General features: G+C 42.7%; 23 protein-coding genes and 1 other annotated feature. Of the genes, 20 read left to right on the top strand and 3 right to left on the bottom strand.

Annotated elements, in window-relative coordinates:
• Positions 1 to 5 precede the first annotated feature (5 nt).
• From fabZ to H8S51_RS17400, 12 genes are all read left to right on the top strand, one after another.
• The gene (fabZ, locus tag H8S51_RS17455; RefSeq protein WP_186899252.1) at positions 6 to 434 is read left to right on the top strand and encodes a 3-hydroxyacyl-ACP dehydratase FabZ; all 429 of its coding nucleotides are present in this window, start codon (positions 6 to 8) and stop codon (positions 432 to 434) included.
• Positions 435 to 466: 32 nt separating this feature from the next.
• Positions 467 to 2,215 carry an acetyl-CoA carboxylase carboxyltransferase subunit alpha gene (locus H8S51_RS17450; protein ID WP_186899251.1) on the top strand — a complete coding sequence of 583 codons (1,749 nt, stop codon included), beginning with the start codon at positions 467 to 469 and terminating at the stop codon, positions 2,213 to 2,215.
• Between the two features lie 105 nt (positions 2,216 to 2,320).
• Positions 2,321 to 3,325 (top strand): beta-ketoacyl-ACP synthase III, encoded by a 1,005-nt coding sequence (locus H8S51_RS17445; protein ID WP_186899250.1) that lies wholly within the window; start codon positions 2,321 to 2,323, stop codon positions 3,323 to 3,325.
• Between the two features lie 80 nt (positions 3,326 to 3,405).
• The gene (locus tag H8S51_RS17440; protein WP_006855295.1) at positions 3,406 to 3,861 is read left to right on the top strand and encodes a MarR family winged helix-turn-helix transcriptional regulator; all 456 of its coding nucleotides are present in this window, start codon (positions 3,406 to 3,408) and stop codon (positions 3,859 to 3,861) included.
• A gap of 304 nt (positions 3,862 to 4,165) precedes the next feature.
• Positions 4,166 to 5,119, top strand: a complete 954-nt coding sequence (locus tag H8S51_RS17435) for an L-lactate dehydrogenase (protein ID WP_186899249.1) — start codon at positions 4,166 to 4,168, stop codon at positions 5,117 to 5,119.
• A 147-nt stretch (positions 5,120 to 5,266) separates the two neighbouring features.
• Entirely contained in the window at positions 5,267 to 5,602 is a 336-nt protein-coding gene (locus H8S51_RS17430; protein ID WP_186899248.1) for a hypothetical protein, read from the top strand.
• A gap of 55 nt (positions 5,603 to 5,657) precedes the next feature.
• The gene (locus H8S51_RS17425; RefSeq protein WP_186899247.1) at positions 5,658 to 5,858 is read left to right on the top strand and encodes a hypothetical protein; all 201 of its coding nucleotides are present in this window, start codon (positions 5,658 to 5,660) and stop codon (positions 5,856 to 5,858) included.
• A gap of 64 nt (positions 5,859 to 5,922) precedes the next feature.
• Entirely contained in the window at positions 5,923 to 6,186 is a 264-nt protein-coding gene (locus H8S51_RS17420) for a DUF4321 domain-containing protein (RefSeq protein ID WP_015522456.1), read from the top strand.
• A gap of 118 nt (positions 6,187 to 6,304) precedes the next feature.
• Positions 6,305 to 7,843, top strand: a complete 1,539-nt coding sequence (locus H8S51_RS17415) for a fibronectin type III domain-containing protein (protein WP_241070800.1) — start codon at positions 6,305 to 6,307, stop codon at positions 7,841 to 7,843.
• Between the two features lie 255 nt (positions 7,844 to 8,098).
• Positions 8,099 to 9,457: an NADP-specific glutamate dehydrogenase gene (gdhA, locus tag H8S51_RS17410; protein WP_006855284.1), complete on the top strand. Its 1,359-nt coding sequence runs from the start codon at positions 8,099 to 8,101 to the stop codon at positions 9,455 to 9,457.
• Between the two features lie 349 nt (positions 9,458 to 9,806).
• Complete coding sequence (locus H8S51_RS17405; RefSeq protein WP_015522467.1) at positions 9,807 to 10,175, top strand: PBECR4 domain-containing protein; 369 nt, start codon at positions 9,807 to 9,809, stop codon at positions 10,173 to 10,175.
• Between the two features lie 93 nt (positions 10,176 to 10,268).
• Positions 10,269 to 10,679 carry a CBS domain-containing protein gene (locus H8S51_RS17400; RefSeq protein ID WP_022112593.1) on the top strand — a complete coding sequence of 137 codons (411 nt, stop codon included), beginning with the start codon at positions 10,269 to 10,271 and terminating at the stop codon, positions 10,677 to 10,679.
• On the opposite strand, the gene H8S51_RS17395 is transcribed toward H8S51_RS17400, so the two are convergent.
• Positions 10,670 to 11,998 (bottom strand): MATE family efflux transporter, encoded by a 1,329-nt coding sequence (locus tag H8S51_RS17395; RefSeq protein ID WP_022112594.1) that lies wholly within the window; start codon positions 11,996 to 11,998, stop codon positions 10,670 to 10,672. The two genes, H8S51_RS17400 and H8S51_RS17395, sit on opposite strands and share 10 nt — an antisense overlap.
• Positions 11,999 to 12,134: 136 nt before the next feature.
• On the opposite strand from H8S51_RS17395, the gene H8S51_RS17390 reads away from it, so the two are divergent.
• The 3 genes from H8S51_RS17390 to H8S51_RS17380 all read left to right on the top strand — a co-directional run bounded on the left by H8S51_RS17390 (position 12,135) and on the right by H8S51_RS17380 (position 14,175).
• Complete coding sequence (locus tag H8S51_RS17390; RefSeq protein ID WP_158576226.1) at positions 12,135 to 12,968, top strand: MerR family transcriptional regulator; 834 nt, start codon at positions 12,135 to 12,137, stop codon at positions 12,966 to 12,968.
• 321 nt (positions 12,969 to 13,289) lie between these two features.
• A complete protein-coding gene (locus tag H8S51_RS17385) occupies positions 13,290 to 13,772 on the top strand; it encodes a GerMN domain-containing protein (protein WP_241070799.1) in 483 nt (160 codons plus the stop codon).
• Positions 13,759 to 14,175, top strand: a complete 417-nt coding sequence (locus H8S51_RS17380; protein ID WP_006858881.1) for a hypothetical protein — start codon at positions 13,759 to 13,761, stop codon at positions 14,173 to 14,175. Before H8S51_RS17385 ends, H8S51_RS17380 begins: the two co-directional genes overlap by 14 nt.
• A gap of 57 nt (positions 14,176 to 14,232) precedes the next feature.
• Here the strand turns inward: H8S51_RS17380 and H8S51_RS17375 are convergent, their stop codons facing one another.
• Complete coding sequence (locus tag H8S51_RS17375) at positions 14,233 to 15,903, bottom strand: SulP family inorganic anion transporter (RefSeq protein ID WP_055195921.1); 1,671 nt, start codon at positions 15,901 to 15,903, stop codon at positions 14,233 to 14,235.
• A 234-nt stretch (positions 15,904 to 16,137) separates the two neighbouring features.
• On the opposite strand from H8S51_RS17375, the gene H8S51_RS17370 reads away from it, so the two are divergent.
• From H8S51_RS17370 to H8S51_RS17355, 4 genes are all read left to right on the top strand, one after another.
• On the top strand, positions 16,138 to 16,458 hold the full coding sequence (locus tag H8S51_RS17370; protein WP_006858879.1) for an MGMT family protein: 321 nt from the start codon (positions 16,138 to 16,140) through the stop codon (positions 16,456 to 16,458).
• A 145-nt stretch (positions 16,459 to 16,603) separates the two neighbouring features.
• Positions 16,604 to 17,035 (top strand): RrF2 family transcriptional regulator, encoded by a 432-nt coding sequence (locus H8S51_RS17365; RefSeq protein WP_015522474.1) that lies wholly within the window; start codon positions 16,604 to 16,606, stop codon positions 17,033 to 17,035.
• Between the two features lie 117 nt (positions 17,036 to 17,152).
• Positions 17,153 to 17,698, top strand: coding sequence for a DUF3877 family protein (locus H8S51_RS17360; protein WP_186899245.1), 546 nt, complete (start codon positions 17,153 to 17,155; stop codon positions 17,696 to 17,698).
• Positions 17,699 to 17,786: 88 nt separating this feature from the next.
• Positions 17,787 to 18,063: a binding site (T-box leader), on the top strand.
• 93 nt (positions 18,064 to 18,156) lie between these two features.
• Complete coding sequence (locus H8S51_RS17355) at positions 18,157 to 20,163, top strand: 2-isopropylmalate synthase (protein WP_186899244.1); 2,007 nt, start codon at positions 18,157 to 18,159, stop codon at positions 20,161 to 20,163.
• 134 nt (positions 20,164 to 20,297) lie between these two features.
• On the opposite strand, the gene H8S51_RS17350 is transcribed toward H8S51_RS17355, so the two are convergent.
• Entirely contained in the window at positions 20,298 to 20,657 is a 360-nt protein-coding gene (locus H8S51_RS17350) for a metal-dependent transcriptional regulator (RefSeq protein ID WP_117922073.1), read from the bottom strand.
• A 432-nt stretch (positions 20,658 to 21,089) separates the two neighbouring features.
• On the opposite strand from H8S51_RS17350, the gene H8S51_RS17345 reads away from it, so the two are divergent.
• On the top strand, positions 21,090 to 22,358 hold the full coding sequence (locus H8S51_RS17345; protein ID WP_186899243.1) for an HlyC/CorC family transporter: 1,269 nt from the start codon (positions 21,090 to 21,092) through the stop codon (positions 22,356 to 22,358).
• The last annotated feature ends 76 nt before the right edge of the window (positions 22,359 to 22,434 follow it).

The following is a 22,434-nucleotide window of genomic DNA, read 5'->3' as shown; positions in this document are numbered from 1 at the left end:
GGGTTATGCCAGTTCTTACAACAAAACAGATCATGGAGATCATTCCGCATCGTCAGCCGTTTTTGCTGATCGATACCATAGAAGAATTAGAATCCGGTGTGCGTGCAGTGGCAAAAAAATGTGTCAGCTACAATGAGCCTTTTTTTGGCGGACATTTTCCTGCAGAGCCGGTCATGCCGGGGGTATTGATCATTGAGGCACTGGCACAGACAGGTGCGGTTGCAATCCTTTCAGTGGAAGAAAACCGTGGGAAAACTGCATATTTTGCAGGAATCAATTCAGCAAAATTCAAACGCAAAGTAGTGCCTGGCGATGTTTTGACATTAGAAACAGAGATCATTAAGCAGAAAGGTCCGATCGGTGTTGGCTGTGCCACCGCGAAAGTGGATGGAAATATTGCGTGTATCGCAGAACTTACATTTGCAATCAGTTAATACAGTAACTAAACAGGCAAAAAGGGGAAAGTATGGCAGCGTTTTTTTTGAAAAAGAAAAAAGAAGTAACAGAAACAGTGGAAGAACCACAAAAAACGGTAGAAGCAGCAAAAAAAGATGTGGATGAAGGTGTCCTAGAGCCACCGGCAACGATCGTCTGTCCGGCATGTGGCAGGGAGATCAATAAGAAAACTGCGGAGAAAAATAAGTATGTCTGTTATGAGTGCGGTAATTATTTCCGTGTCCGTACTAGAAACAGGATTCGTATGGTTGCAGATAAAGATACTTTTGAACCGTGGTTTGAGGAGTTAGAGTCGAAAAATCCATTGGATTTTCCGGGATATCCGGAGAAGATCAAAGCTGCACAGGAAAAGACAGGACTGCATGAGGCTGTCACCGTTGGAAGATGTAAGATCTATGGCATGGAGACAGTGATCGGTGTGTGTGATGCAAGGTTTATGATGAGCAGTATGGGACACGTTGTGGGAGAAAAGATCGCACTTGCGGTGGAGCGTGCAACAGAACTTTCCCTTCCGGTCATTTTATTCTGCTGTTCAGGTGGTGCAAGAATGCAGGAGGGAATCGTTTCCCTGATGCAGATGGCAAAGACGGCGGCTGCATTAAAAAAACATTCCGAGGCAGGACTTTTATATGTGCCGGTGTTAACCGATCCTACAACCGGAGGTGTGACGGCAAGTTTTGCAATGCTAGGTGATATCATCCTCGCAGAGCCGGGGGCGTTGATCGGGTTTGCCGGGCCGCGTGTTATCGAGCAGACGATCGGGGAAAAACTGCCGGAAGGATTCCAGAGAGCACAGTTTCAGTTAGAGCATGGTTTTGTGGATGCGATCGTGGAACGTAAAGATTTAAAAATGACACTTTACCGTATCTTAAAAATGCATCAGAAAACGGAAGGTTATGCAAACTTTGATCCATTGCGCAGCGATGACTGCTATGAGCCGACAGAGGTGATGAAAGAGCGTGCCACAAAGGCACAGCCGCTTTCTGCATGGGAAAAGGTGCGTGCGGCAAGACGTGCAGACAGACTTGCTTCCGTGGATTATATGGAAAATATTTTTGATGACTTTATGGAATTTCATGGGGACAGACAGTTTGCGGATGATCCTGCGATCGTGGGTGGTGTTGCTTATCTCGATGGCCAGCCGGTTACTGTGATAGGGATTCATAAAGGAAAAGATTTAAAAGACTGCATGCGCCATAATTACGGAATGCCTTCACCGGAAGGTTACAGAAAAGCACTGCGTCTGATGAAACAGGCAGAAAAATTCAATCGTCCGATCATCACGTTTGTGAATACATCCGGTGCATTCTGCGGAAAAGAGGCGGAAGAACGCGGACAGGGGGAGGCAATCGCAAGAAATCTCTACGAGATGTCAGCCATCAAGGTTCCAATTTTATGCCTGATGATCGGAGAAGGCGGAAGTGGCGGTGCACTCGCGTTGTCGGTCGGCAATGAAGTATGGATGCTCGAAAATGCTACATATTCAGTTCTTTCACCGGAGGGCTTTGCATCGATCCTCTGGAAAGATGGAAAACGTGCGAAGGAAGCAAGTGAGGTCATGAAGATCACTGCGCATGATCTGTATGCATTAAATATTGTGGAGCAGGTAATTCCGGAGTATGGCACGGCAGACGAAAAAGCATGTGAGTCGATCTCAAGATATATGAAAGGCCATATGAAAGAATTTTTAGAGCGGCAGAATGGAAAAACGGGAGAACAGCTTGCAAAAGAGCGTTATGATAGATTTCGTGCGTTCTAAGAAGCAGATTATGTGAGCCTGTATTTTATAGATTCCGGTAAAAAATTGCCGGGATATTTCGCAGAGGGCAGATGAAAAAATAAACTCTGGTAATGAGGAAAAAGTATGAGAATCAAAATCAAGGGAACAGGAAGTGCAGTCCCGAAACTTCGGGTAACAAATGATGACTTAAGTAAATTGATGGATACCTCGGACGAGTGGATCAAAAGCCGCACGGGAATCGGTGCAAGGCACCTTGCGGTAGAAGAAACGACAACAGGACTTGCCGTTGTAGCAGCAAACGATGCTTTAAGGGATGCAGGAGTAACCGCAGAAGAACTTGATCTTATCATTGCAGCGACGGTTACTGCAGATAAATTTCTTCCCAATCTTTCCTGCGAGGTGCAGAGTGCTCTGGGGGCAAAAAACGCAGTGGCTTTTGATTTAAATGCAGCGTGCTCCGGATTTTTATTTGCGTTAAATACGGTGCAGATGTATCTGGAAAATGGTGTTTATAAAAAGGCTCTTGTCATTGGTGCAGAGACTCTTTCAAAGATCATGGACTGGAATGACAGAAGCACCTGTGTATTGTTTGGGGACGGTGCAGGGGCGGCGGTCGTTGAGGTGGATTCCGAAACAAATTGTAAAGCAAAGCAGCCGGGTGCAGCAAACAAAAGCGGCATTCTAAGCATGGTACAGGGTTCCGACGGCGCGCGGGGGGAAGTTCTCCGCTGTGATAACCGTCCGGTCAATAATCCGTTTGCGGTCAACGATACGAAACTTTCCTATGTGTCGATGAATGGTCAGGAAGTATATAAATTTGCAGTCAAAACGGTGCCAAAGGTGATAGAAGAGGCAGTGAAAAAAGCGGGACTTGAAGTGGAGGATATTGATCTGTTCGTACTTCATCAGGCAAATCTGCGCATTATTGAGTCTGTTGCAAAAAGACTGCATCAGCCGATGGAAAAGTTTCCTACCAATCTGGAAGAGTGCGGCAATATTTCCGCGGCGAGCGTGCCGATTTTGCTTGATAATATCAATAAACGTGGTATGATATGTGAAGGTAAAAAAATAGTTTTGGCAGGATTTGGAGCCGGGCTGACATGGGGCGCGACGGTTTTGGTATGGTAAAGGCAGCAGCAAACAGACTGGCTGCAGTTTACATATATGTGAAAGGCAATCTGTACTGCCATGAATAGGAGTATATTTGAATGACGGCAGATGAAACATTAAATGAATTATTGGTAAAATTATTTAAAGACATTATGGAGATCGAAGGAAAATCGCTGCTCACGGATGAATTTAAGGATCTTACCTATAATGATTTTCATGTAATAGAAGCGATTGGAATGTCAGAGCCAAAGAGCATGAGCACGGTGGCAAAGCTGATGAACGTTACGACCGGAACGCTGACAAAGGCGATGGACGGTCTGACCGATAAGGGATATGTTGTCAGGGAGCGCAGCAAGCAGGATAAGCGTGTTGTCTGGGTATGCCTGACCGAAAAAGGAAAGGCAGCTTATCTGCATCATGAAGAGTTTCATCACCGTATGATCGACCACATTAAGGAAGAACTTAACGCACAGGAGACAACGGTACTGATCTATTCACTGGCAAAACTGGTGGATTTTTTCCAGCAGGTATACGGGGAGAATGAAGAATCGTAGAGGGTTTGGACAAAGTTATGGATATTATATAGATATTTATGGATGTTTTTCGGAAACGGGAGGCATCCTTTTTCTTTATAGAAGAATGCCAGGGCAGATAGTGCTTTTCAATTTTCTGATAACACAGTCATGATATATTTTCTCAAATAAATGTTGTAATTACAACATACAATCTGACCGAAATAAATTAATATGATACCAGAGACAAGGACATCAGTGTGAAAAATAAGATTTTTCACACGCAGGGTTTGTGCTTGCGCACAAACTTAAGATGCGCAAAAGCAGCGCAAGAATGGAGGTTTTCATGAAACAGTTAGAATTAAACAACAGAAAAGTGGCAGTGATCGGATGTGGATTTGTAGGTGCGACCTCTGCGTTTGGACTGATGCAGAGCGGACTTTTTTCCGAGATGGTTTTGATCGATGCGAATACAGAGAAAGCGGAAGGGGAAGCGATGGATATTTCCCATGGAATCCCATTTGCAAGACCAATGAAAATTTATGCGGGCGGCTATGATGATATCATGGATGCAGCGATCATCGTTGTGACGGCCGGTGCAAATCAGAAACCGGGAGAGACAAGACTGGATCTGGTACAGAAAAATGTCGGCATTTTTAAGAGTATTATTCCGGAGATCGCAAAGAGAAATTATCAGGGAATCCTGCTTATCGTGTCAAACCCGGTAGATATCCTTACATATACGGCTCATAAATTGAGCGGGATGCCGGAAAACCGCGTGATCGGTTCCGGTACGGTTTTAGATACGGCAAGGTTGAAGTATGAGCTGGGAGAACATCTTGGTGTGGACAGCCGGAGCGTGCATGCCTTTATCATCGGGGAGCATGGGGACAGTGAGATTGCTGCATGGAGCAGTGCGAATGTATCAGGAATCCCGTTAAATACGTTCTGCGAGATGCGAGGCCATTTCAATCATGACGATTCTATGGAACGCATTGCGGCAAATGTGCGCAACAGCGCCTATGAGATCATTGCAAAGAAAAATGCAACTTATTATGGAATCGCAATGTCTGTAAAACGAATCTGCGAGGCAATCGTTCGTGATGAAAAATCGATCCTTCCGGTTTCCGGTATGATCCATGGAATGTATGGTGTGGAGGATGTTGTCTTAAGTATGCCGGCGATCGTTGGAAAAAACGGAATTGAGAGACAGGTTCCGATTTCTTTAGATGAGGATGAGCAGAAACAGCTTCAGAAATCAGCGCAGATCTTAAAAGAGATGGCAGAACAGGTTTTGTAATTGCCTGCAAAGCGAGCAGGCTGTTATCAAATAAATATCATCATGGGAGGAAAGTTATGATAAGAGAAAAAAAAGAGCTGGCTGACAGGAATTTTAGTATTTGCATTGTTGTGTGCATTACTTTTGGTGGTACCACAGGAGCATGCAATGGCAGCATCAAAAAAAGTGCCTGCATTTGACAAGACAAAGCAGATTGTTTTTGTAGGGGACGAGGATAGCTATGTGGATTCGATCAAATTTGTTAATGTTTCATCAAAAGCAAAGGTGACAAATATTAAATTTTCAAATCCGTCGGTGCTTGAGTATGCCGGTATGCATAATGTTAATCAGGGAATTGACTGCAGACCATTAAAAGCCGGAAAATGCAAGATAAGCTGTAAAGTAAAGCAGGGTGGAAAAACTTATACATTATCCAAAAATATAACAGTAAAAAAAGCAGATCCGTTTTCTTATGTCAAATTAAATGGGAAAAATGTTCAGTAATGATCATTATCGGGATTCCAAAACTTTAAGGTATACGATGACCAAGGATAAAAAAATGAAAAATGGAGATTCTGTAAAGATCCAGAAGGAGTACACGTCTGTGAAAATTGATGTGGAAAATTCAAAGGGAGAGGTATATCGTTACTTAATTATTCTTACGCGTAAATCCGGAAAAGCTGGCATGAAAGCAGCGCCAGGTGCGCAGTCAGATCCGGAGATTTATATTACAGAGCTTGGACAGGTATATGATTATTAGTTGTTTGCAGCCGGCTTCCGTGATAAAATAGAGGGCATATTACGAAGGAAAACGGAGGAACGGTATGAGCAGAGGAATTGCGGGAAAAAATAACTGGGCATTGTTTTTACTTTTGCTGGCAGGGATCGTACTTGGAGGTTTTATCGGGAGCCTTGCAGCGGGAGTGCCGTTTTTAAGCTGGCTTAATTATGGACAGACATTTGGATTTGCAAATCCGATCGTGCTGGATCTTGGAATCCTGGTCATTACATTCGGACTCAGTATCAAGATTACGATCGCAAGCATTATTGGTGTATTAATCGCAATTATTATTTATCGGTTTTTATAAAAATAAAAGTTTAAAATGCAGGTGCAGATGGGGCGCCTGCATTTTTTAATGCCAGATGATTGTTCATCAAAACGGACTGTGTTATAGTAATAAAAAATATCACAAGGGGGGAATTCGGGTGAAAAAATTATTATTAAAGAATGCAGTGATGCTGGCAGTCGTTATATTCTGCATTGGTTCCGTCAACTGTTATGCAGCCACCAGTACGGGGATCAATGTCAATTATCACAGCCAGAAGGAAATTAAGGATTACCTGAAAAGTAAAAAGGTAAATATTGACGCAGAGACGACCTACAGTAAGAAGGCATCGGATGTAAAGCCGTATCAGGCGGGTACGATCAGTGAGAGCAGTCAGAAATCAGCATTAAATACCATGAATGCGATCCGTTATATTGCAGGAATTGACGCAGTGGGGCTTGATTCTTCTTATACCAAAATGGAACAGGCGGCAGCTTTGGTTAACTCAGCAAATGGAACCTTATCACATTTTCCATCAAAACCGGCAGGAATGGACGACAGCCTTTATAAACTGGGGGCATCCGGTGCATCCAGTGGCAATCTTTCCTATGCAAGCTGGAAATGCGGACTCGGGTATCATCTGGCAAAATCATGGATGAATGATGGTGACGCCTACAATATAGACCGCGTCGGACACAGAAGATGGATTTTAAATCCGCCGATGGAAAAAACAGGATTTGGCTGGGTATATGGATCACATGGAACTTATGCGGCGATGTATGTATTTGATAACTGGTATGAACCGACGGATTATTATGGTGTGGCATGGCCAGCCCAGAATATGCCGGTAGAGTTTTTTGGCAGCAGTTATCCATGGAGCATCAGCATGGGGAAAGATGTGGACAAATCTGCTGTAAAAGTGACTCTCATAAGGCAGTCGGATCAGAAAAAATGGGCTTTTTCAGAAAAGAAAGCCGATGGCTATTTTAACGTGGAAAACAGTAATTATGGACAGAAAGGATGCATTATTTTCCGTCCGGAAAATCTGAGTTATCAGCCGGGAGATACATTTGAAGTAAAAATTACAGGACTTGACCAGAAAGTATCTTATACAGTGAAATTCTTTTCCATAAACAGTGCGGCAGAGTCAGATGAAAAGCAGAAAGAATCGAAGATCACGGCGAAAAACATCACAAAAACCTTCAGCACCACAACATTTTCCATCAATGCGAAAACGAATGGAAAAGGGAAGATGACGTATAAGGTTGCGGACGAAAAAATCGCCACCGTAAGTAAAAACGGGGTAGTTACACTTAAAAATTACGGAGAAACAAAAATTAAGATCCGTGTAGCTGCAAGTGGTAATTATAAGGCGGCTGAAAAGACGATCGCGCTGACGGTAAAGCCGGTAAAAGCAAAAACGGGTTCGCTGAAATCGACTGCAAAGGGCAGTTTTGCGTTAAAGTGGAAACAGGATAAGAAGGCGACCGGCTATATCATACAATATTCTACCGATAAACGTTTTGAGAAGAATGTGAAAAGCACAACAGTTTCAAGTAACAGGACGACATCGAAGAAGATTGGAAAGCTGAAAGCCGGTAAAAAATATTATGTCAGAATCTGTTCCTATAAAAAATCCGGTGGAAAGAATATAAAAGGCGCTTACAGTGACGTAAAAACCGTAATAACAAAAAAATAGACAAGAAAACGATACTTAGATGATATAAAATTTTTTGTGGAAAATGAATAATTGAACCTGAAATCCTGCAAAAAATGGCTTGTTACACTGTGAAACTTTAATAATTTAGTGAAATAAAGAAAAAAATATTGCACATGGATTCATTTTATAATAAAATAAGTGTGTCAAAACGAAACCAGCGGGAGAACCGTTAGGATCATGCAGTGTAAATGGCATTGTATGGAGTATATACTATAAGTAAGGAGAGATTGTAAAATGGGATACGTTGATGAAGTACTCGAAGTAGTAAAGAAAAAAAATGCAGATCAGCCTGAATTTTTACAGGCAGTAACAGAGGTTCTTGATTCCTTAAGACCTGTTATTGATGCAAACGAAGAGTTATACAGAAAGAATGCAATCTTAGAGAGAATTACAGAGCCGGATCGTCAGATCATGTTCCGCGTTCCGTGGGTAGATGACAATGGACAGGTTCAGGTAAACAGAGGATTCCGTGTACAGTTTAACAATGCAATTGGACCGTACAAGGGAGGTTTAAGACTTCATCCATCTGTAAACCTTGGTATTATCAAATTCTTAGGTTTTGAGCAGATTTTCAAAAACTCACTTACAACACTTCCAATCGGTGGTGGTAAAGGTGGTTCTGATTTCGATCCTAAGGGCAAATCAGACAGAGAGATCATGGCATTCTGCCAGAGCTTTATGACAGAGCTTTCAAAATACATCGGTGCAGACGTCGACGTACCAGCCGGAGATATCGGAACAGGTGCAAGAGAGATCGGTTTCATGTTCGGACAGTATAAGAGAATCCGTGGTTCCTTCGAAGGTGTTCTTACAGGAAAAGGACTTACCTATGGTGGATCTCTTGCCCGTACACAGGCTACCGGATATGGTCTGTTATACCTGACAAACGCATTATGGAAAGATCACGGCATGAGTCTTGAAGGCAAGACAGCCGCAGTTTCCGGATCTGGTAACGTAGCTATCTACGCAATCGAGAAAGCACAGCAGTTAGGCGTTAAAGTTGTAACATGTTCTGATTCTACAGGCTGGATCTATGATCCGGAAGGAATCGATGTTGCATTATTAAAAGAAGTAAAAGAAGTAAAACGTGCACGTCTGACAGAGTACGCAGCTGCAAAATCATCTGCAGAGTATCATGCAAAACAGAATGGTGAGCACGGTGTATGGCAGTACAAAGTAGATTTAGCTCTTCCATGTGCTACACAGAACGAGTTAGACCTTGAAGATGCTAAGATGTTAGTTGCAAACGGTGTTACTTCCGTAACAGAGGGTGCTAACATGCCTACAACACTGGAAGCTACCAAATATCTGCAGGAGAACGGTGTATTATTCGTAGGTGGTAAAGCTGCCAATGCCGGTGGTGTTGCTACATCTGCACTTGAGATGAGCCAGAACTCCGAGAGACTTTCCTGGACATTCGAAGAAGTGGATGGAAAACTCAAAGGAATCATGGAGACGATCTACGCTAACATTTCTGATGCTGCAAAGAGATACAATGCAACTGTTGGTGGTCAGACAGACTATGTTGCTGGTGCAAATATTGCTGGATTTGAGAAGGTTGTAGATGCTATGTTAGCTCAGGGTGTTTGCTAATCAATTAGCAGATAAGTCCCGATTACAGCTAAATAACGATTGAGAAATGTCCCCGTATATTGCTGGAAATGGTAGTATACGGGGGTTTTATTTGTATTAGGGGTAGCTAGTGCAGATGTTGTAATTATGCATAAAATTTTCAGAAAAGAATTTGCTTTGTTTGACATAAAAAGACGGTGTTCATATAATAATAGTACCCAGACAGATAAATCTGTCTGGGTGCGCTGACACCTTAAAAATCTGACATTTTAGCCAGTTCGTAGGCTGGCAGACAACAGAAAATCAGCATTAAAAGAAAAGAGAAAAGGTTGTCCGAAAGGGCAGCCTTTTTCAAGTTAATGGGGTATGGATGGCAAAGTATGACAAGAAAGCAGCTTTAAAGATTATGATAGAAGCTGTAAAGCAATACGAAGAAAAACTGAATGATAAACAGTTTCTAATCATATATCGGGAAAGGAAAGATATAAAGACAGTAAATGTAGGATTTCGGGATATGAACTTTTTACATATGACTGGTGTGAAAACAAGATTGTCTGCACAACAATTTTATGCGGCTTGCCTGGAATCAAAACTTTCTGAGTATGATTTTGAAATTGATAATAAAGGAAAAGTGCAACAGAAATTAATGGTGTTACCATATCTGGCGAAGAACCAGAGTATGCATGAACTTAGGGTAAGTGATGAAATATTTGAAATGATTTTAGTGGATGAGGAATGAAAATAGTAAGGTTATAACTCCCTTGTTGTCCAACCCCCGAAATGGTAGTATAATCAAAACACACAAATCAATAAACAAATGGGGGCAACACATATGAACATTTTATTTTTTCTGACACCGAAGGAAGACGTAGCACATGTGGAAGAAACGGACACCATGCGTCAGGTGCTTGAGAAAATGGAACATCATGGTTATACAGCTATTCCGCTGCTTAGCGTGGAAGGAAAATATATCGGTACGATCACAGAAGGTGATTTACTATGGTTTTTAAAGGACCGCAATTTCCCGGATCTGAAACTGCTTGAGGATATGCCGATCACGTCGATTGAGCGTAGAAGGGATAATCAGGCGGTAAAGATCGATGAATCCATGGAGAATCTGTTTGACAAGGTAATGAACCAGAACTTCGTTCCTGTTGTAGATGATAAAAGGGTATTTATCGGAATCGTAACCAGAAAAGATGTTCTGGCATACCTTGGAAAGAAAGCGGCTGCTCAGGCGTAATGATAAACCGTCCGTTTGCGGCGCTGATAAAAAATCGATAAAAACAGTGTCACAAACTCTGCCACCGGGATTGCGAGCCACACACCGGTCACATCCCAAATGACTGGCAGTGTGAGGAGTGACAGCAGGATAAAAACAAAGGTTCTTGTAAAGGATATGATTGCCGAGGTTTTACCGTCTGAGAGTGCCGTAAAGAGAGCGGATGAAAAAATGTTATAACCGCTGAACAAAAAGGTCACACAGAATACCGAAAAACCGCTGACGGCAAGGTCATAAGTCGCTGTTTTTCCACCCACAAACAAAAGTACGATCGGCTCGGAGAGCAGGTTACAGCAAATAGTAATTATAATAGAAGAAACGATCACGAAGCGTCTGCAGATTTTGCAGACGCTTTTCAGTCCGCCTGTATTTTTTGCACCGTAATTGTAACTGATCACAGGTGCAACACCCATGGAAAATCCAAGAAAAAGAGCATTAAATAAAAATTGGGAATAAAGCAGTATCGTGATTGCGGCAACACCGTTTTCGCCGGCAAGGCGCAGCATGATTTTGTTAAATGCATAAGTAATCACAGCGTTTGCAATATTCGTTACCATCTCGGATGCACCGTTAAAACTTGCAGTAGAAAGGACACTTCCATGAAAATGAAATTTTGTAAAATAAAGATCTCCCCTGACAAAGAAAAAGTAGAAGAGTCCCACGACTGCAGGTATGAGCTGACCGATACCGGTGGCTAAGGCGGCTCCTTCAATGCCAAATCCAAGAGGAGATAAAAATACATAGTCCAACACGGCGTTTGCGATACCGGCACTGATGACTAACGTCATGCCAATGTGTGGTTTTCCCGCTGTCACGAAGAACGTCTGGAACAGGCTCTGCAGCATGCACGCCGGGGCAAATAAAACAACGGTAAAAAGATATGCCTTGCAGTTTGCAAGTAATGAATCATTTGCACCGAGAGCGCGGCAGATTGGCTCTAAAAATAAAATCGTCAGTATCAGGATGACAACACTCGCCACAACACCGGTAAACACGAGCATGGAAAAGTTATCTTTTGCTTCATCGTCTTTCCCTTCGCCCATTTTCTTTGCAACGACGGCGCTTCCTCCGGTTGCGAGCATGACGCCGATGGCGAGTACGATATTGATGACCGGATAGACGATATTGACTGCGGACAGCGCATTATCTCCAAGAAAGCGCGAGATAAAAATCCCGTCCGTGATTGTATAACAGGACATGAGTACCATCATGACCATGGATGGTAATGCGAATTTTAATAAAGTGACAGGTGTGAATTTCTGACCAATGGACTGTGCCATAATGGGTTCCTCCTTTGAAATATTTTTAAATGTTGTGTCAGCGCGGATGGAAATTGCGGTTTTGAGACACAAATGCTATCATAAACTATATTGTTACCATATAGTCAAGAACTTTTTTCGTGAGGGGAGATTAAAAGTGGACAAAAGTCAATATCTGACAACTGGTGAGCTTGCAAAGCTCATGCACGTCACCAAAAACACTTTATTTCATTATGATAAGATCGGCTTGTTTTCGCCGGAGATCGTGCTTGATAACGAGTACCGTTATTATTCGATCCATCAGATCGAAGTGCTCGAAGCGATCATTATGCTAAAGGAACTTGGTATGTCTTTAAAAGAGATCCAGACCTTTTTAAGTGACCGGACTCCGGAAAAATTATTGGAGCTGTTTGAAAAAGAGGAACAGATTCTGGCAGAAAAAATCCGGCTGTTAAAGGATCGCAGGCAGTGGATGGAAGAAAAAAGTAAAAAAATCAGGGCATATTTAGAGAAAGAAAAAGATGAAATATTTGTCTGTGAAAAACCGGGCAGATATTATCTGATGGATGCATTTTTAGACGTTTCGGAATCAGAATTTGCGGAGCGCACAGCGGAACTGATCAATTTTTATGAGAACAACAGCAAAAGCATCTGTTATGAGATTGGTTACATCCAGTATGCAAAAGATGTCAGGCGGCAGATCTATGCAAATTACAGCAACGTAATATTGCTGATGAAACATAAGCCGGGCGGCATGTCCTGCCATTTTATGCCTGCGGGGAAATATCTGACAACTTATTTTAAAGGGCACTGGAGAAACATCGGGGAGGCTTACCGGAAACTTCTTGCTTATGCAGATGAACATCAGATTACACTGGCGGAAGAGTTCCTGGAAGTTTACACGGTGGATCAGCTGATGGCGGAGACGGTGGAGGAGTATGTGACGGAGATATCGGTGCGCATCTGCGGGGGAGATATGGATGAACTGTGAAGACTGCTGTTTCACTTAATCATAGAGTGTTCGCAGAACGTGTATTTTATGGTTGGAAATATGGAAGATTTTCTTAATTTAGACGAAGGTTTAACAAAAACAAAATGAGATAAGATATAATAAGACTGCCGAGCGAAGCGAGTATAAGGCATATAGCATGAAAAACTATCTGTGTATGTCCATTATCACAAAAAAATCCTCAAAAAACGCGGATTTAAGGGAAAATTATGGGTATTTTCCGAGCAAAATTTTCATATATACCCAAAAGGTAAAAATGAATCGTGATTGAAAGGAAAAATGATGGAAAAGAGGAGGCAAAATATGAAACGAACAAGTGTAACACGGAAAATGGCATTGATTTTAGCAGCGATAGTTCTTATGACAGCATCAGGCTGTGGCAGGCGGGAAAATGCTGATAAAGAAGACAATAATATTACCATATATAAAAGCAATGAAAATGCAGATGGTTTTGACACAGAAACGGTATCGCTCGATGCGCTTACGCCTGAAAATATCATGGCTGCGCTGATCGATGCCGGTGTGGTTCCGTCGGATGTGAAAGTGCTTGATTTTAAACAGGAAGAGGATACCATAACGCTTGATCTGTCGAAAACATTTGAGGAATATGTAAATCAGATGGGAACGGCAGGAGAGTACGCGACAGTTGGAAGCGTAGTCAATACTTATCTGGACGCCTATGATGCCAAGGCAGTGTCTCTTCTGGTGGAAGGAGGAACCTGGAGCACCGGGCATGCAGAGTATGAGACTCTGCAGGGGAGGTATACATACGATGCGCAGGAGTAAAATAACAGGTTTGCTGCTTATCATGGGAATGTTTTTGGCAGGATGTGGAGCAAATAGCGGATCCGCCGGTATAGAGGAAGATGCCGTGATGCAGGAGCTGTATGATCGAAGTGAGATTGCAAGAGGATACACAGATCCAATTTTTCAGGAGTATTTAGATCAATATGATTCGGATTGTGAGATCAAAGAGACGTCGTTTGGTTTCGAACCTGCCGAAACACCGGCACAAGCGCAGTATTTTGTGGAATATCAGTACAGTAATGGTGTCAGCGACGATTTGAAATATTTTTATCAGGTTCAGGTGGATGACAATCACAACTGCATCGTTTTAAAAGAAGGGGAAGGTCAGGCAGAGATGGAAACATCGACAGAGGACGCGGAGATAGAATGGCTGACACAGTAAAAGGAAGTGTGCAGCCATCCTAATCCGATATATCATCATAAGAATAAATAAATTCTGTTATTTCGCAGCCTTATGACCGGAATCTGCGACCATATTTTCCGCATAATCGAGAGCTTCCACAATATTCGGAAGGAAATGTTCTTCCCCGATCAGCTCGATAAAGTGATCTTTTTTCATAACGGACATCGGCTGTTCGTTGACATGTGAGAAGATCAAAGTGATATGTTTTTTCTTCGCACGGGCAGCAAGGTCACGCAGGGAACGCATTGCACTCGCATCGATTGCCGGAACACTTCGCATACGGATAACGATGACTTTGGTTGACTTGTCACTGGTAATTGTAAGAATTTCATCGGCTGCGGCGAAAAACAGCGGTCCACTGATCTCAAATACACGGATTGAGTGTGGAATGTCGCGCATTTTCTCGGCTTCGCCAGGGGTCACATCCGGCTCATCTGCATATTTCCAGGCAGTGACATCGGCAGTTTCTGCCATACGTTTCATAAATAAAAGTGCGGCAAGTACGACACCGACTTCGATGGCAACGACAAGGTCAAAAAATACAGTCAGGAAAAATGTTGCAACAAGTACGATCATATCACTCTTTGGAGCAGTTTTGCACAGATGGAAAAAGGAAGTCCAGTCTGCCATGTTCCATGCAACGACTAAAAGCACTGCGGCTAATGTTGTCATAGGAATTAGGGAAGCAAGCGGCATTAAAACAACTAAAATAATGCTTAAAGTGATACAGTGTGTGATACCTGCGATCGGGGTACGTCCGCCGTTTCTTACGTTTGCAGCAGTACGGGCAATCGCTCCGGTAGCAGGGATTCCGCCAAACAGGCCGGAAAAAATATTTCCAAGTCCCTGACCGATCAGTTCGGCATTTGACTTGTGGGTGTCACCGATCATACCATCAGATACGACTGCGGAAAGCAGGGATTCAATACCGGCTAAAATCGCGATCGTAAATGCCGGGGAGATCAGTTCCTGTACCAGTTTATAGCTGAATGCCGGCATGTGGAAAGACGGAAATTCGGAGGAAAGTTCTCCGTAAACACTTCCGATCGTGTTGACCGGCAGTTTAGCAAAATAAACGATGGCAGTTGTCACGATAATTGCGATCAGGGATCCCGGCAGTTTGTCAGTTACTTTCGGCCACAGAATTAAAATCACAAGTGCAACGGCACCGATTGCGACGGTAACCGGATTGATGGTTGTGATATTTGCAGCATAGGCGCCAAGTTTTTCAATAAATTCAGAAGGAACAGCACCCATATCAAGTCCAAGAAAATCTTTGATCTGTCCGACAAACAGGGTGACTGCGATACCACAGGTAAAACCTGTCGTGATCGTATAAGGAATATATTTAATCAGGGAACCAAAATGGCAGAGACCCATAATACATAAAATGATACCTGCCATGATTGTTGCGACAATCAGTCCGTCTGTACCGTAAGTGGTCACGATGCCATAGATGATAACAACAAATGCGGCAGTTGGTCCGCCAATCTGTACACGGCTTCCTCCGAAAAAGGAAATAAAAAATCCGGCAACGATCGCAGTGTAGAGTCCCTGTACCGGACCGACACCGGAAGCGATCGCAAGTGCGATAGAAAGTGGAAGAGCAATGATCGCCACAATGATACCGGAAAGGATATCTTTGATGAGCTGCTCTTTTGTGTATCCCTTCATTACGTCAAATAGTTTTGGTCTTAGTTCGTTCATAGGTCTTTTGTACTCCAATTCTTTCCTAAGTATAAAAAGTATTAAAAATTTATAAAAACACAAATTAAAATTTTAGCATGTTCTTAACATGATTGCAAGGTGAATGGCGCAAAAAAGTAATCCATGGTATAATAAGACTGCCGAGCAGAGCGAGTGTAGATCACGATCATGAAGCCGGGCTTCATGATATAATAAGACTGCTGAGCGAATCATAGTCTATACTTAAGGAGCAGCATGGAACAGAAAAATTCCTACGAAAAAATATATGACATTGTAAAACAGATTCCACGCGGTACGGTTGCAACCTATGGACAGGTGGCAGCGCTTGCGGGCAACAAAAGGTGGGCCAGGGTGGTCGGCTATGCGCTGCATGTAAATCCGGATCCGGAGGGAATCCCGTGTTACCGGGTAGTAAACCGTGAGGGGAGAGTTTCGGAGGCCTTTGCATTTGGTGGCGAAAACAGGCAGATCGGACTTTTGGAAGCGGATGGCATAGAGGTAAAAGACGGATGTGTTGATCTCTCAAAATATCAGTGGCGCAAAGAGATATTTTAACGAATACTTTAATTCCTATTGACATGGTATGAATAGTCGGATATACTTCTAATACGATGATAAAAGAATCGTTTATTCATAAGTTTGCGGCTGCGCTGCATCCGCAAGCCTAAAATATGAAAAACAGCGCAGAAATGAGGAAAATATGAGAATATCAACAAAAGGAAGATATGCGTTACGCCTGATGCTGGATCTTGCACTGAATAATACCGGAGAGCCGATCAGTTTAAAGGATATTGCGAGACGTCAGGAAATTTCAGATAAATATTTAGAGCAGATTATTTCCGTTTTAAATAAGGCAAAATATGTAAAGAGCATTCGTGGTGCACAGGGAGGATACATTCTGACAAAAAGACCGGAAGAATATACCGTCGGAATGATATTACGCCTGACAGAGGGAAGCCTTGCACCGGTGGCATGCGTCGAGGATGAAGACACCTGTGATAAGATGAATGACTGTGCAACAGTTCTGGTGTGGAAAAAAATGAACGAGGCGATCAACCAGGTTGTTGACAGTATCACACTCGCAGATTTAGTGGACTACGAGAGACAGCGTGCCGGCGAGTATGTAATCTGAATTTTATGAGAAAATAAGAAGCGTGGGAATGGATTGATCCGACACAGTGGAAGTAAAATAATAAGCCGGAATTTATCGGTCTGACACAGTGGGAGTAAAATAATAAGGAAGAAAGAAATGGAAAAGGCAGTGGATTTTACGGGACTTGAAAAAAATATCATCGAGGTCATACAGGAAGAACAGATAAAACTTGGTTACCGGAGTGAACTGATCCGGTTATATTATCCGATTACCTCGCTGAACCGTTTCTTCCATACCGATGTAGCAGAAAAAGAGATGTCAGAACTGCTTGCAGAATTTTCAAAAAAGACGGTGCAGACACTTGGCGGGGTGGAAATCTCCAATAAAGGTGAGCGTTTCTGCATTGCAATTCCGCCGAGCGGTGTTGATTATGTGCATGAACACACGAACGGAAGTGAGTTCATTTCCAGTTTTATAGAAACAATCGGAAAACATGGCTGCACGATAGACGAGCTTTTACAGCAGTTTCACAGATATTCAGATCATGTACATGTAGAACGGACGACACACGGGGAATTTGATTACCTGGTTTATTTTGAAGATGGGGTGCCGGATGATTACCGTTACTGCATCACGGATGAGGGATGCCATCTGATCTATCATCGTTTTACACCGGAAGATTATGAAGATTTTCAGTTTTAAATATAAAAGATTAAAATAAATCAATAAAATTGATAAAATCACACCTTGCGGAACTCGAAAAAGGTATGATATTATGTAGAACAGAAAATGAAATGCAATGAAAAGGAATAGTAACAGCGGAATGGAAATCAGAGAACTGCCGGAAGGTGCGAGGCAGTCAGAGTGAAGTTGTGAACTCGCCTTGGAGCTGCCGGCTGAAGGGATCGGATGCATTATGAATGAGCAGATGGTACTGGGTAGGCTTGGACGGATCGCCCGCCGTAAGAGGGAAAAGGCATGATTGTGCCGGATGAGTGCATGTATGACGATACAGGTCATTCATGAAACAGAGTGGTACCGCGTGAAGAAAATTTTGCGTCTCTGTATGACAAAACCACACAGGTTTTGCATACAGAGATTTTTTGATTCATGGGAAATAAATCAGAAAATAGAATCATTGTTAAAACAGGATAAGGAGAATGAATATGAATTTTAATGTTGCAGAAAAATACGGAAAAGCATATTTTATGCCGCCTGAAGTTACATATGACTGGGTAAAGAAGGATGCGATCGAAAAGCCGCCGATCTGGTGCAGTGTGGATCTGCGTGATGGCAACCAGGCACTGATCGAGCCGATGAGCTTAGAGGAAAAAATTGAATTTTTCCAGATGCTTGTAGACATTGGATTCAAGGAGATCGAGGTTGGTTTCCCGGCAGCTTCAGAGACAGAGTACAATTTCATGCGTGCCTTAATCGAGCGCAATATGATCCCGGAAGATGTTACCGTTCAGGTTTTAACACAGGCGCGTGAGCACATCATCAAAAAAACATTTGAGGCAGTCAAAGGCGCACCGCACGCAGTGATCCATCTTTACAACTCCACCTCTGTTGCACAGAGAGAGCAGGTCTTTAAAAAGAGCAAAGAAGAAGTAAAGAAACTTGCAGTGGATGGAGCGATTCTGTTAAGAGATCTTGCAGCACAGACAGATGGAAGCTTTACATTTGAGTACAGTCCGGAAAGTTTCCCGGGAACAGAGGTTGATTACGCGGTGGAAGTCTGCAATGCAGTACTGGATGTCTGGAAACCGGATGCAGAGCATAAGGCGATCATCAATATCCCGACTACGGTACAGATCGCAATGCCGCATGTATTTGCATGTCAGATCGAGTATATCCATAAACACTTGAAATACAGAGACAACGTGATCTTAAGCGTACATCCGCACAACGACAGAGGCTGCGGTATCAGTGACGCTGAGTTTGGTGTGTTAGCAGGAGCTGACCGTGTAGAGGGTACTTTGTTTGGAAACGGAGAGCGTACCGGAAACGTGGATATCGTAACACTTGCAATGAACATGGTATGTCATGGTGTAGATCCGAAACTTGATTTTTCCAATATCGCAGCAGTCCGTGAAAAATATGAGCGTTTTACCAGAATGAGAGTTTATGAACGTACTCCATATGCAGGAGATCTTGTATTTACCGCATTTTCCGGTTCCCATCAGGATGCGATCTCAAAAGGTATGGCATGGAGAGAAGCAGGAAAGAGCGGTGAACGCTGGGATGTTCCGTATCTGCCGATCGATCCGAAGGATGTTGGAAGAGAGTATGAGTCTGATGTTATCCGTATCAACAGCCAGTCCGGTAAGGGCGGGGTTGCGTTCGTATTAAAGCAGAACTTTGGTATGTCGCTGCCGGATAAGATGAAAGAAGAAGTTGGTTACCTGATCAAAGGTGTATCTGATCACAGACATGAGGAACTGACTCCGGATATGATCTATCAGATATTTAATGAACACTATGTCAACATCAAAGATGTATTTGATGTGCCTGATTGCCACTTCGAGCAGAAAGATGGTATTGCTGCAAGTGTGACGATTGAACAGAACGGTGAGCGCAGAGTAATCGAGACAACCGGAAATGGACGTCTCGATGCAGTCAGCAATGCGATAAAGATGTATTTTGGCATCAGTTATGAGCTGGCAGCCTATCAGGAGCATGCGATTTCAGAGGGATCTTCCTCAAAGGCAGCAGCTTACGTGGAGATCATCTGCCAGGGAAAACATTTCTGGGGTGTTGGTGTGGATGAAGATATCATCAAGAGTTCTATTGCAGCACTGGTTTCTGCCACAAATAAGATGGCGAAAAGTGAAAATATCATTGAGGGCAGAGATGAGCGCATTATGGAGATCATGAATTACATTCAGAATAATTATGTGGATGTGACGATGGATGTACTTGCTGAAAAATTCGGACTCTCCAAACCGTATCTTTCCAAGTATATCAAGGAAAAGTCCGGTATGACATTCCAGGATGCGGTAAAAGCTGCGCGAATGAAAAAAGCAAGAAGACTTTTAAAAGAGTCAAATCAGACGGTGGAATCAATCGCAGCAAGCGTTGGATATGAGAATGTGGAACATTTTAACCGTTTGTTTAAAAAAGCGTATGAGATGACGCCGGTACAGTTCCGCAGACAGTATAAATAAAAAAACAAGAGGTGCTTCCGGAAATCTGTTCCGGTGAGCACTTCTTGTTTTTGTGATAACAGATCTGTTTAAAATATGCACAGATTGTTGTTTGTGAAAATGATGTACTAATATATAGATGTATATATATCAGGTTATTTAATATGTTTTTTGATCGCATCAAAACTTTCTTTACTGATGACATGTTCCATGCGGCATGCATCTTCGGCTGCGATCTTTGGATCAACACCGAGACGTGTCAGCCAGTCTGTTAAAAGTTCATGACGTTCATAGATCATTTCTGCAATTTCACGACCCGAATCGGTCAGATAAATATATCCTTCTTTGGTAACGGTGATATTATTTTTCTCGCGTAAGTTTTTCATTGCAACGCTGACACTTGATTTTTTAAAACCAAGCTCTTCAGCGATATCAACGGAACGTACGACCGGATTACGTTTGCTAAGGATCAGGATGGTCTCTAAATAGTTCTCAGATGATTCGTTAACCTGCATAAAAATACCTCTTTTCTGTCTATAGGATGATCCCCTGACAGGAAACGGAATCCCATCAGGGGAAATGTGCCCCGATTAAAATATATTTATCATAGTATACCATAATTCGGAGCTGACAGCAAATTTTATTTGTATTTTAGCGGGTACAGAACCGGAAAATGGATAAAAATTCCTTGCTATGCAGAATGCGTTTTGATATAATACATCTATAGCACAATTTATATGAAAATCATGTGAAAGGTAATATTGTTCACATGCAGAAATGGAGAGTACTATGTTAGACAGTGCGGACGGGGACGCGGATCCTTACCCGAATCAGAATAACAAAATGAAAAGATCAATATTGAAATATGAGAAAGCATAACTGCCGTTTGGAGAGACAAACAGGTGCAGCTATGCTTTTTTGCGTGGAAAGAGAGGAATTATTTTTTTATGGGAAGTGACTCATTGTTTTTTATCATTATTGCGATATGCCTGATCATGTCAGCATATTTTTCGGCGACGGAGACCGCATTTTTGTCGCTGAACCGGATCCGCATGAAAAATATGGCAGACAAAGGAAATAAACGGGCGGCGCTGGTGCTTGAACTGGAAGAAAAGTACGACAACCTGTTGTCAACGATCCTGATCGGAAACAATATTGTAAATATATTATCTTCCTCCTTAGCAACGATCCTGTTTGTAAAAATGCTTGGGGATGCGAAGGGGGCCAGTGTTTCAACGATCGTTACGACAGTTCTGGTTTTGATCTTTGGTGAGATTTCACCAAAAAGCATTGCAAAAGAATCACCGGACAAATTTGCACTGTTTTCCGCACCGATCATTGCTGTTCTGGTAAAAATCCTGACACCGGTTAATTTTGTGTTTGCACAGTGGAAAAAACTGCTGTCACACATCTTTAAGTCAGAAGAGGAGCCGGGAATCACAGAAGAAGAACTGCTCACCATTGTGGATGAGGCACAGGCAGGCGGCGGTATCGGAGAAGATGAGCGTGTACTGATCCGCAGCGCGATCGAGTTTGATGAGCTGGAGGCAGTGGATATTTACACACCGCGAATTGATATTGTCGGTATCCCGGTGGATATGCCAAAAGATGAGATCGCCAAAATATTTGCGGACACCGGATATTCGAGACTTCCGGTCTATGAGGAAAATATTGACCAGATCATTGGTATTTTATATCAGAAAGATTTTTACAACTTTATTTACCGTTCGGATGTGACGATCCGTGACTCAGTGCGACCGGTTATTTTTACACCGAAAAATAAAAAGATCGATGATCTTTTGCGGGAACTTCAGCAGAAGAAACTGCACATTGCGGTTGCGATGGATGAATACGGCGGAACGGCTGGAATCATTACGCTTGAAGATATTTTAGAGGAACTTGTCGGTGAGATCTGGGATGAGCACGATAAGGTCGAGACAGAAATTGAGCGCATCAGCGACAATGAATATCTGGTTGCCGGAAAAACAAAAGTGGAAAAACTGTTTGAATGTTTAGACCGTGAGGCAGAATTTGATGTGCAGACCGTCAGCGGCTGGGTGATGGAACTGTTTGAATGTATACCGAAAGCCGGAGATTTTCATACGGATGAGGAATTTAAACTTGAGATAGAAGTGACAGAGATGTCCGGCAAACGGATCGAGCAGGTGAGAATATGTGATCTGCGGGAATCAGAAGAGAAAGACGGAAAAGAATAGATCATAGAGAAGAACAAAAAAGATACATAAGATATTTGCCGGATGTGGGAAAGGGGCTGTTGCACTAAGTAATTAG

It is taken from the genome of Roseburia rectibacter (genome assembly GCF_014287515.2).
In the GTDB taxonomy this organism is placed as follows: domain Bacteria; phylum Bacillota; class Clostridia; order Lachnospirales; family Lachnospiraceae; genus Roseburia; species Roseburia rectibacter.
This window is presented reverse-complemented; position numbering and strand designations above follow the sequence as displayed.

Coding starts and splice junctions, on each gene's coding strand:
- H8S51_RS17370 (WP_006858879.1), top strand. CDS start 16,138: ATGGAACAGAAAAATTCCTACGAAAAAATATATGACATTGTAAAACAG.
- H8S51_RS17355 (WP_186899244.1), top strand. CDS start 18,157: ATGAATATGAATTTTAATGTTGCAGAAAAATACGGAAAAGCATATTTT.
- H8S51_RS17430 (WP_186899248.1), top strand. CDS start 5,267: ATGGCAGCATCAAAAAAAGTGCCTGCATTTGACAAGACAAAGCAGATT.
- H8S51_RS17375 (WP_055195921.1), bottom strand. CDS start 15,903: ATGAACGAACTAAGACCAAAACTATTTGACGTAATGAAGGGATACACA.
- H8S51_RS17435 (WP_186899249.1), top strand. CDS start 4,166: ATGAAACAGTTAGAATTAAACAACAGAAAAGTGGCAGTGATCGGATGT.
- H8S51_RS17450 (WP_186899251.1), top strand. CDS start 467: ATGGCAGCGTTTTTTTTGAAAAAGAAAAAAGAAGTAACAGAAACAGTG.
- H8S51_RS17365 (WP_015522474.1), top strand. CDS start 16,604: ATGAGAATATCAACAAAAGGAAGATATGCGTTACGCCTGATGCTGGAT.
- H8S51_RS17395 (WP_022112594.1), bottom strand. CDS start 11,998: ATGGCACAGTCCATTGGTCAGAAATTCACACCTGTCACTTTATTAAAA.
- H8S51_RS17400 (WP_022112593.1), top strand. CDS start 10,269: ATGAACATTTTATTTTTTCTGACACCGAAGGAAGACGTAGCACATGTG.
- H8S51_RS17380 (WP_006858881.1), top strand. CDS start 13,759: ATGCGCAGGAGTAAAATAACAGGTTTGCTGCTTATCATGGGAATGTTT.
- H8S51_RS17345 (WP_186899243.1), top strand. CDS start 21,090: ATGGGAAGTGACTCATTGTTTTTTATCATTATTGCGATATGCCTGATC.
- H8S51_RS17405 (WP_015522467.1), top strand. CDS start 9,807: ATGGCAAAGTATGACAAGAAAGCAGCTTTAAAGATTATGATAGAAGCT.
- gdhA (WP_006855284.1), top strand. CDS start 8,099: ATGGGATACGTTGATGAAGTACTCGAAGTAGTAAAGAAAAAAAATGCA.
- H8S51_RS17440 (WP_006855295.1), top strand. CDS start 3,406: ATGACGGCAGATGAAACATTAAATGAATTATTGGTAAAATTATTTAAA.
- H8S51_RS17360 (WP_186899245.1), top strand. CDS start 17,153: ATGGAAAAGGCAGTGGATTTTACGGGACTTGAAAAAAATATCATCGAG.
- fabZ (WP_186899252.1), top strand. CDS start 6: ATGCCAGTTCTTACAACAAAACAGATCATGGAGATCATTCCGCATCGT.
- H8S51_RS17350 (WP_117922073.1), bottom strand. CDS start 20,657: ATGCAGGTTAACGAATCATCTGAGAACTATTTAGAGACCATCCTGATC.
- H8S51_RS17420 (WP_015522456.1), top strand. CDS start 5,923: ATGAGCAGAGGAATTGCGGGAAAAAATAACTGGGCATTGTTTTTACTT.
- H8S51_RS17385 (WP_241070799.1), top strand. CDS start 13,290: ATGAAACGAACAAGTGTAACACGGAAAATGGCATTGATTTTAGCAGCG.
- H8S51_RS17445 (WP_186899250.1), top strand. CDS start 2,321: ATGAGAATCAAAATCAAGGGAACAGGAAGTGCAGTCCCGAAACTTCGG.
- H8S51_RS17425 (WP_186899247.1), top strand. CDS start 5,658: ATGAAAAATGGAGATTCTGTAAAGATCCAGAAGGAGTACACGTCTGTG.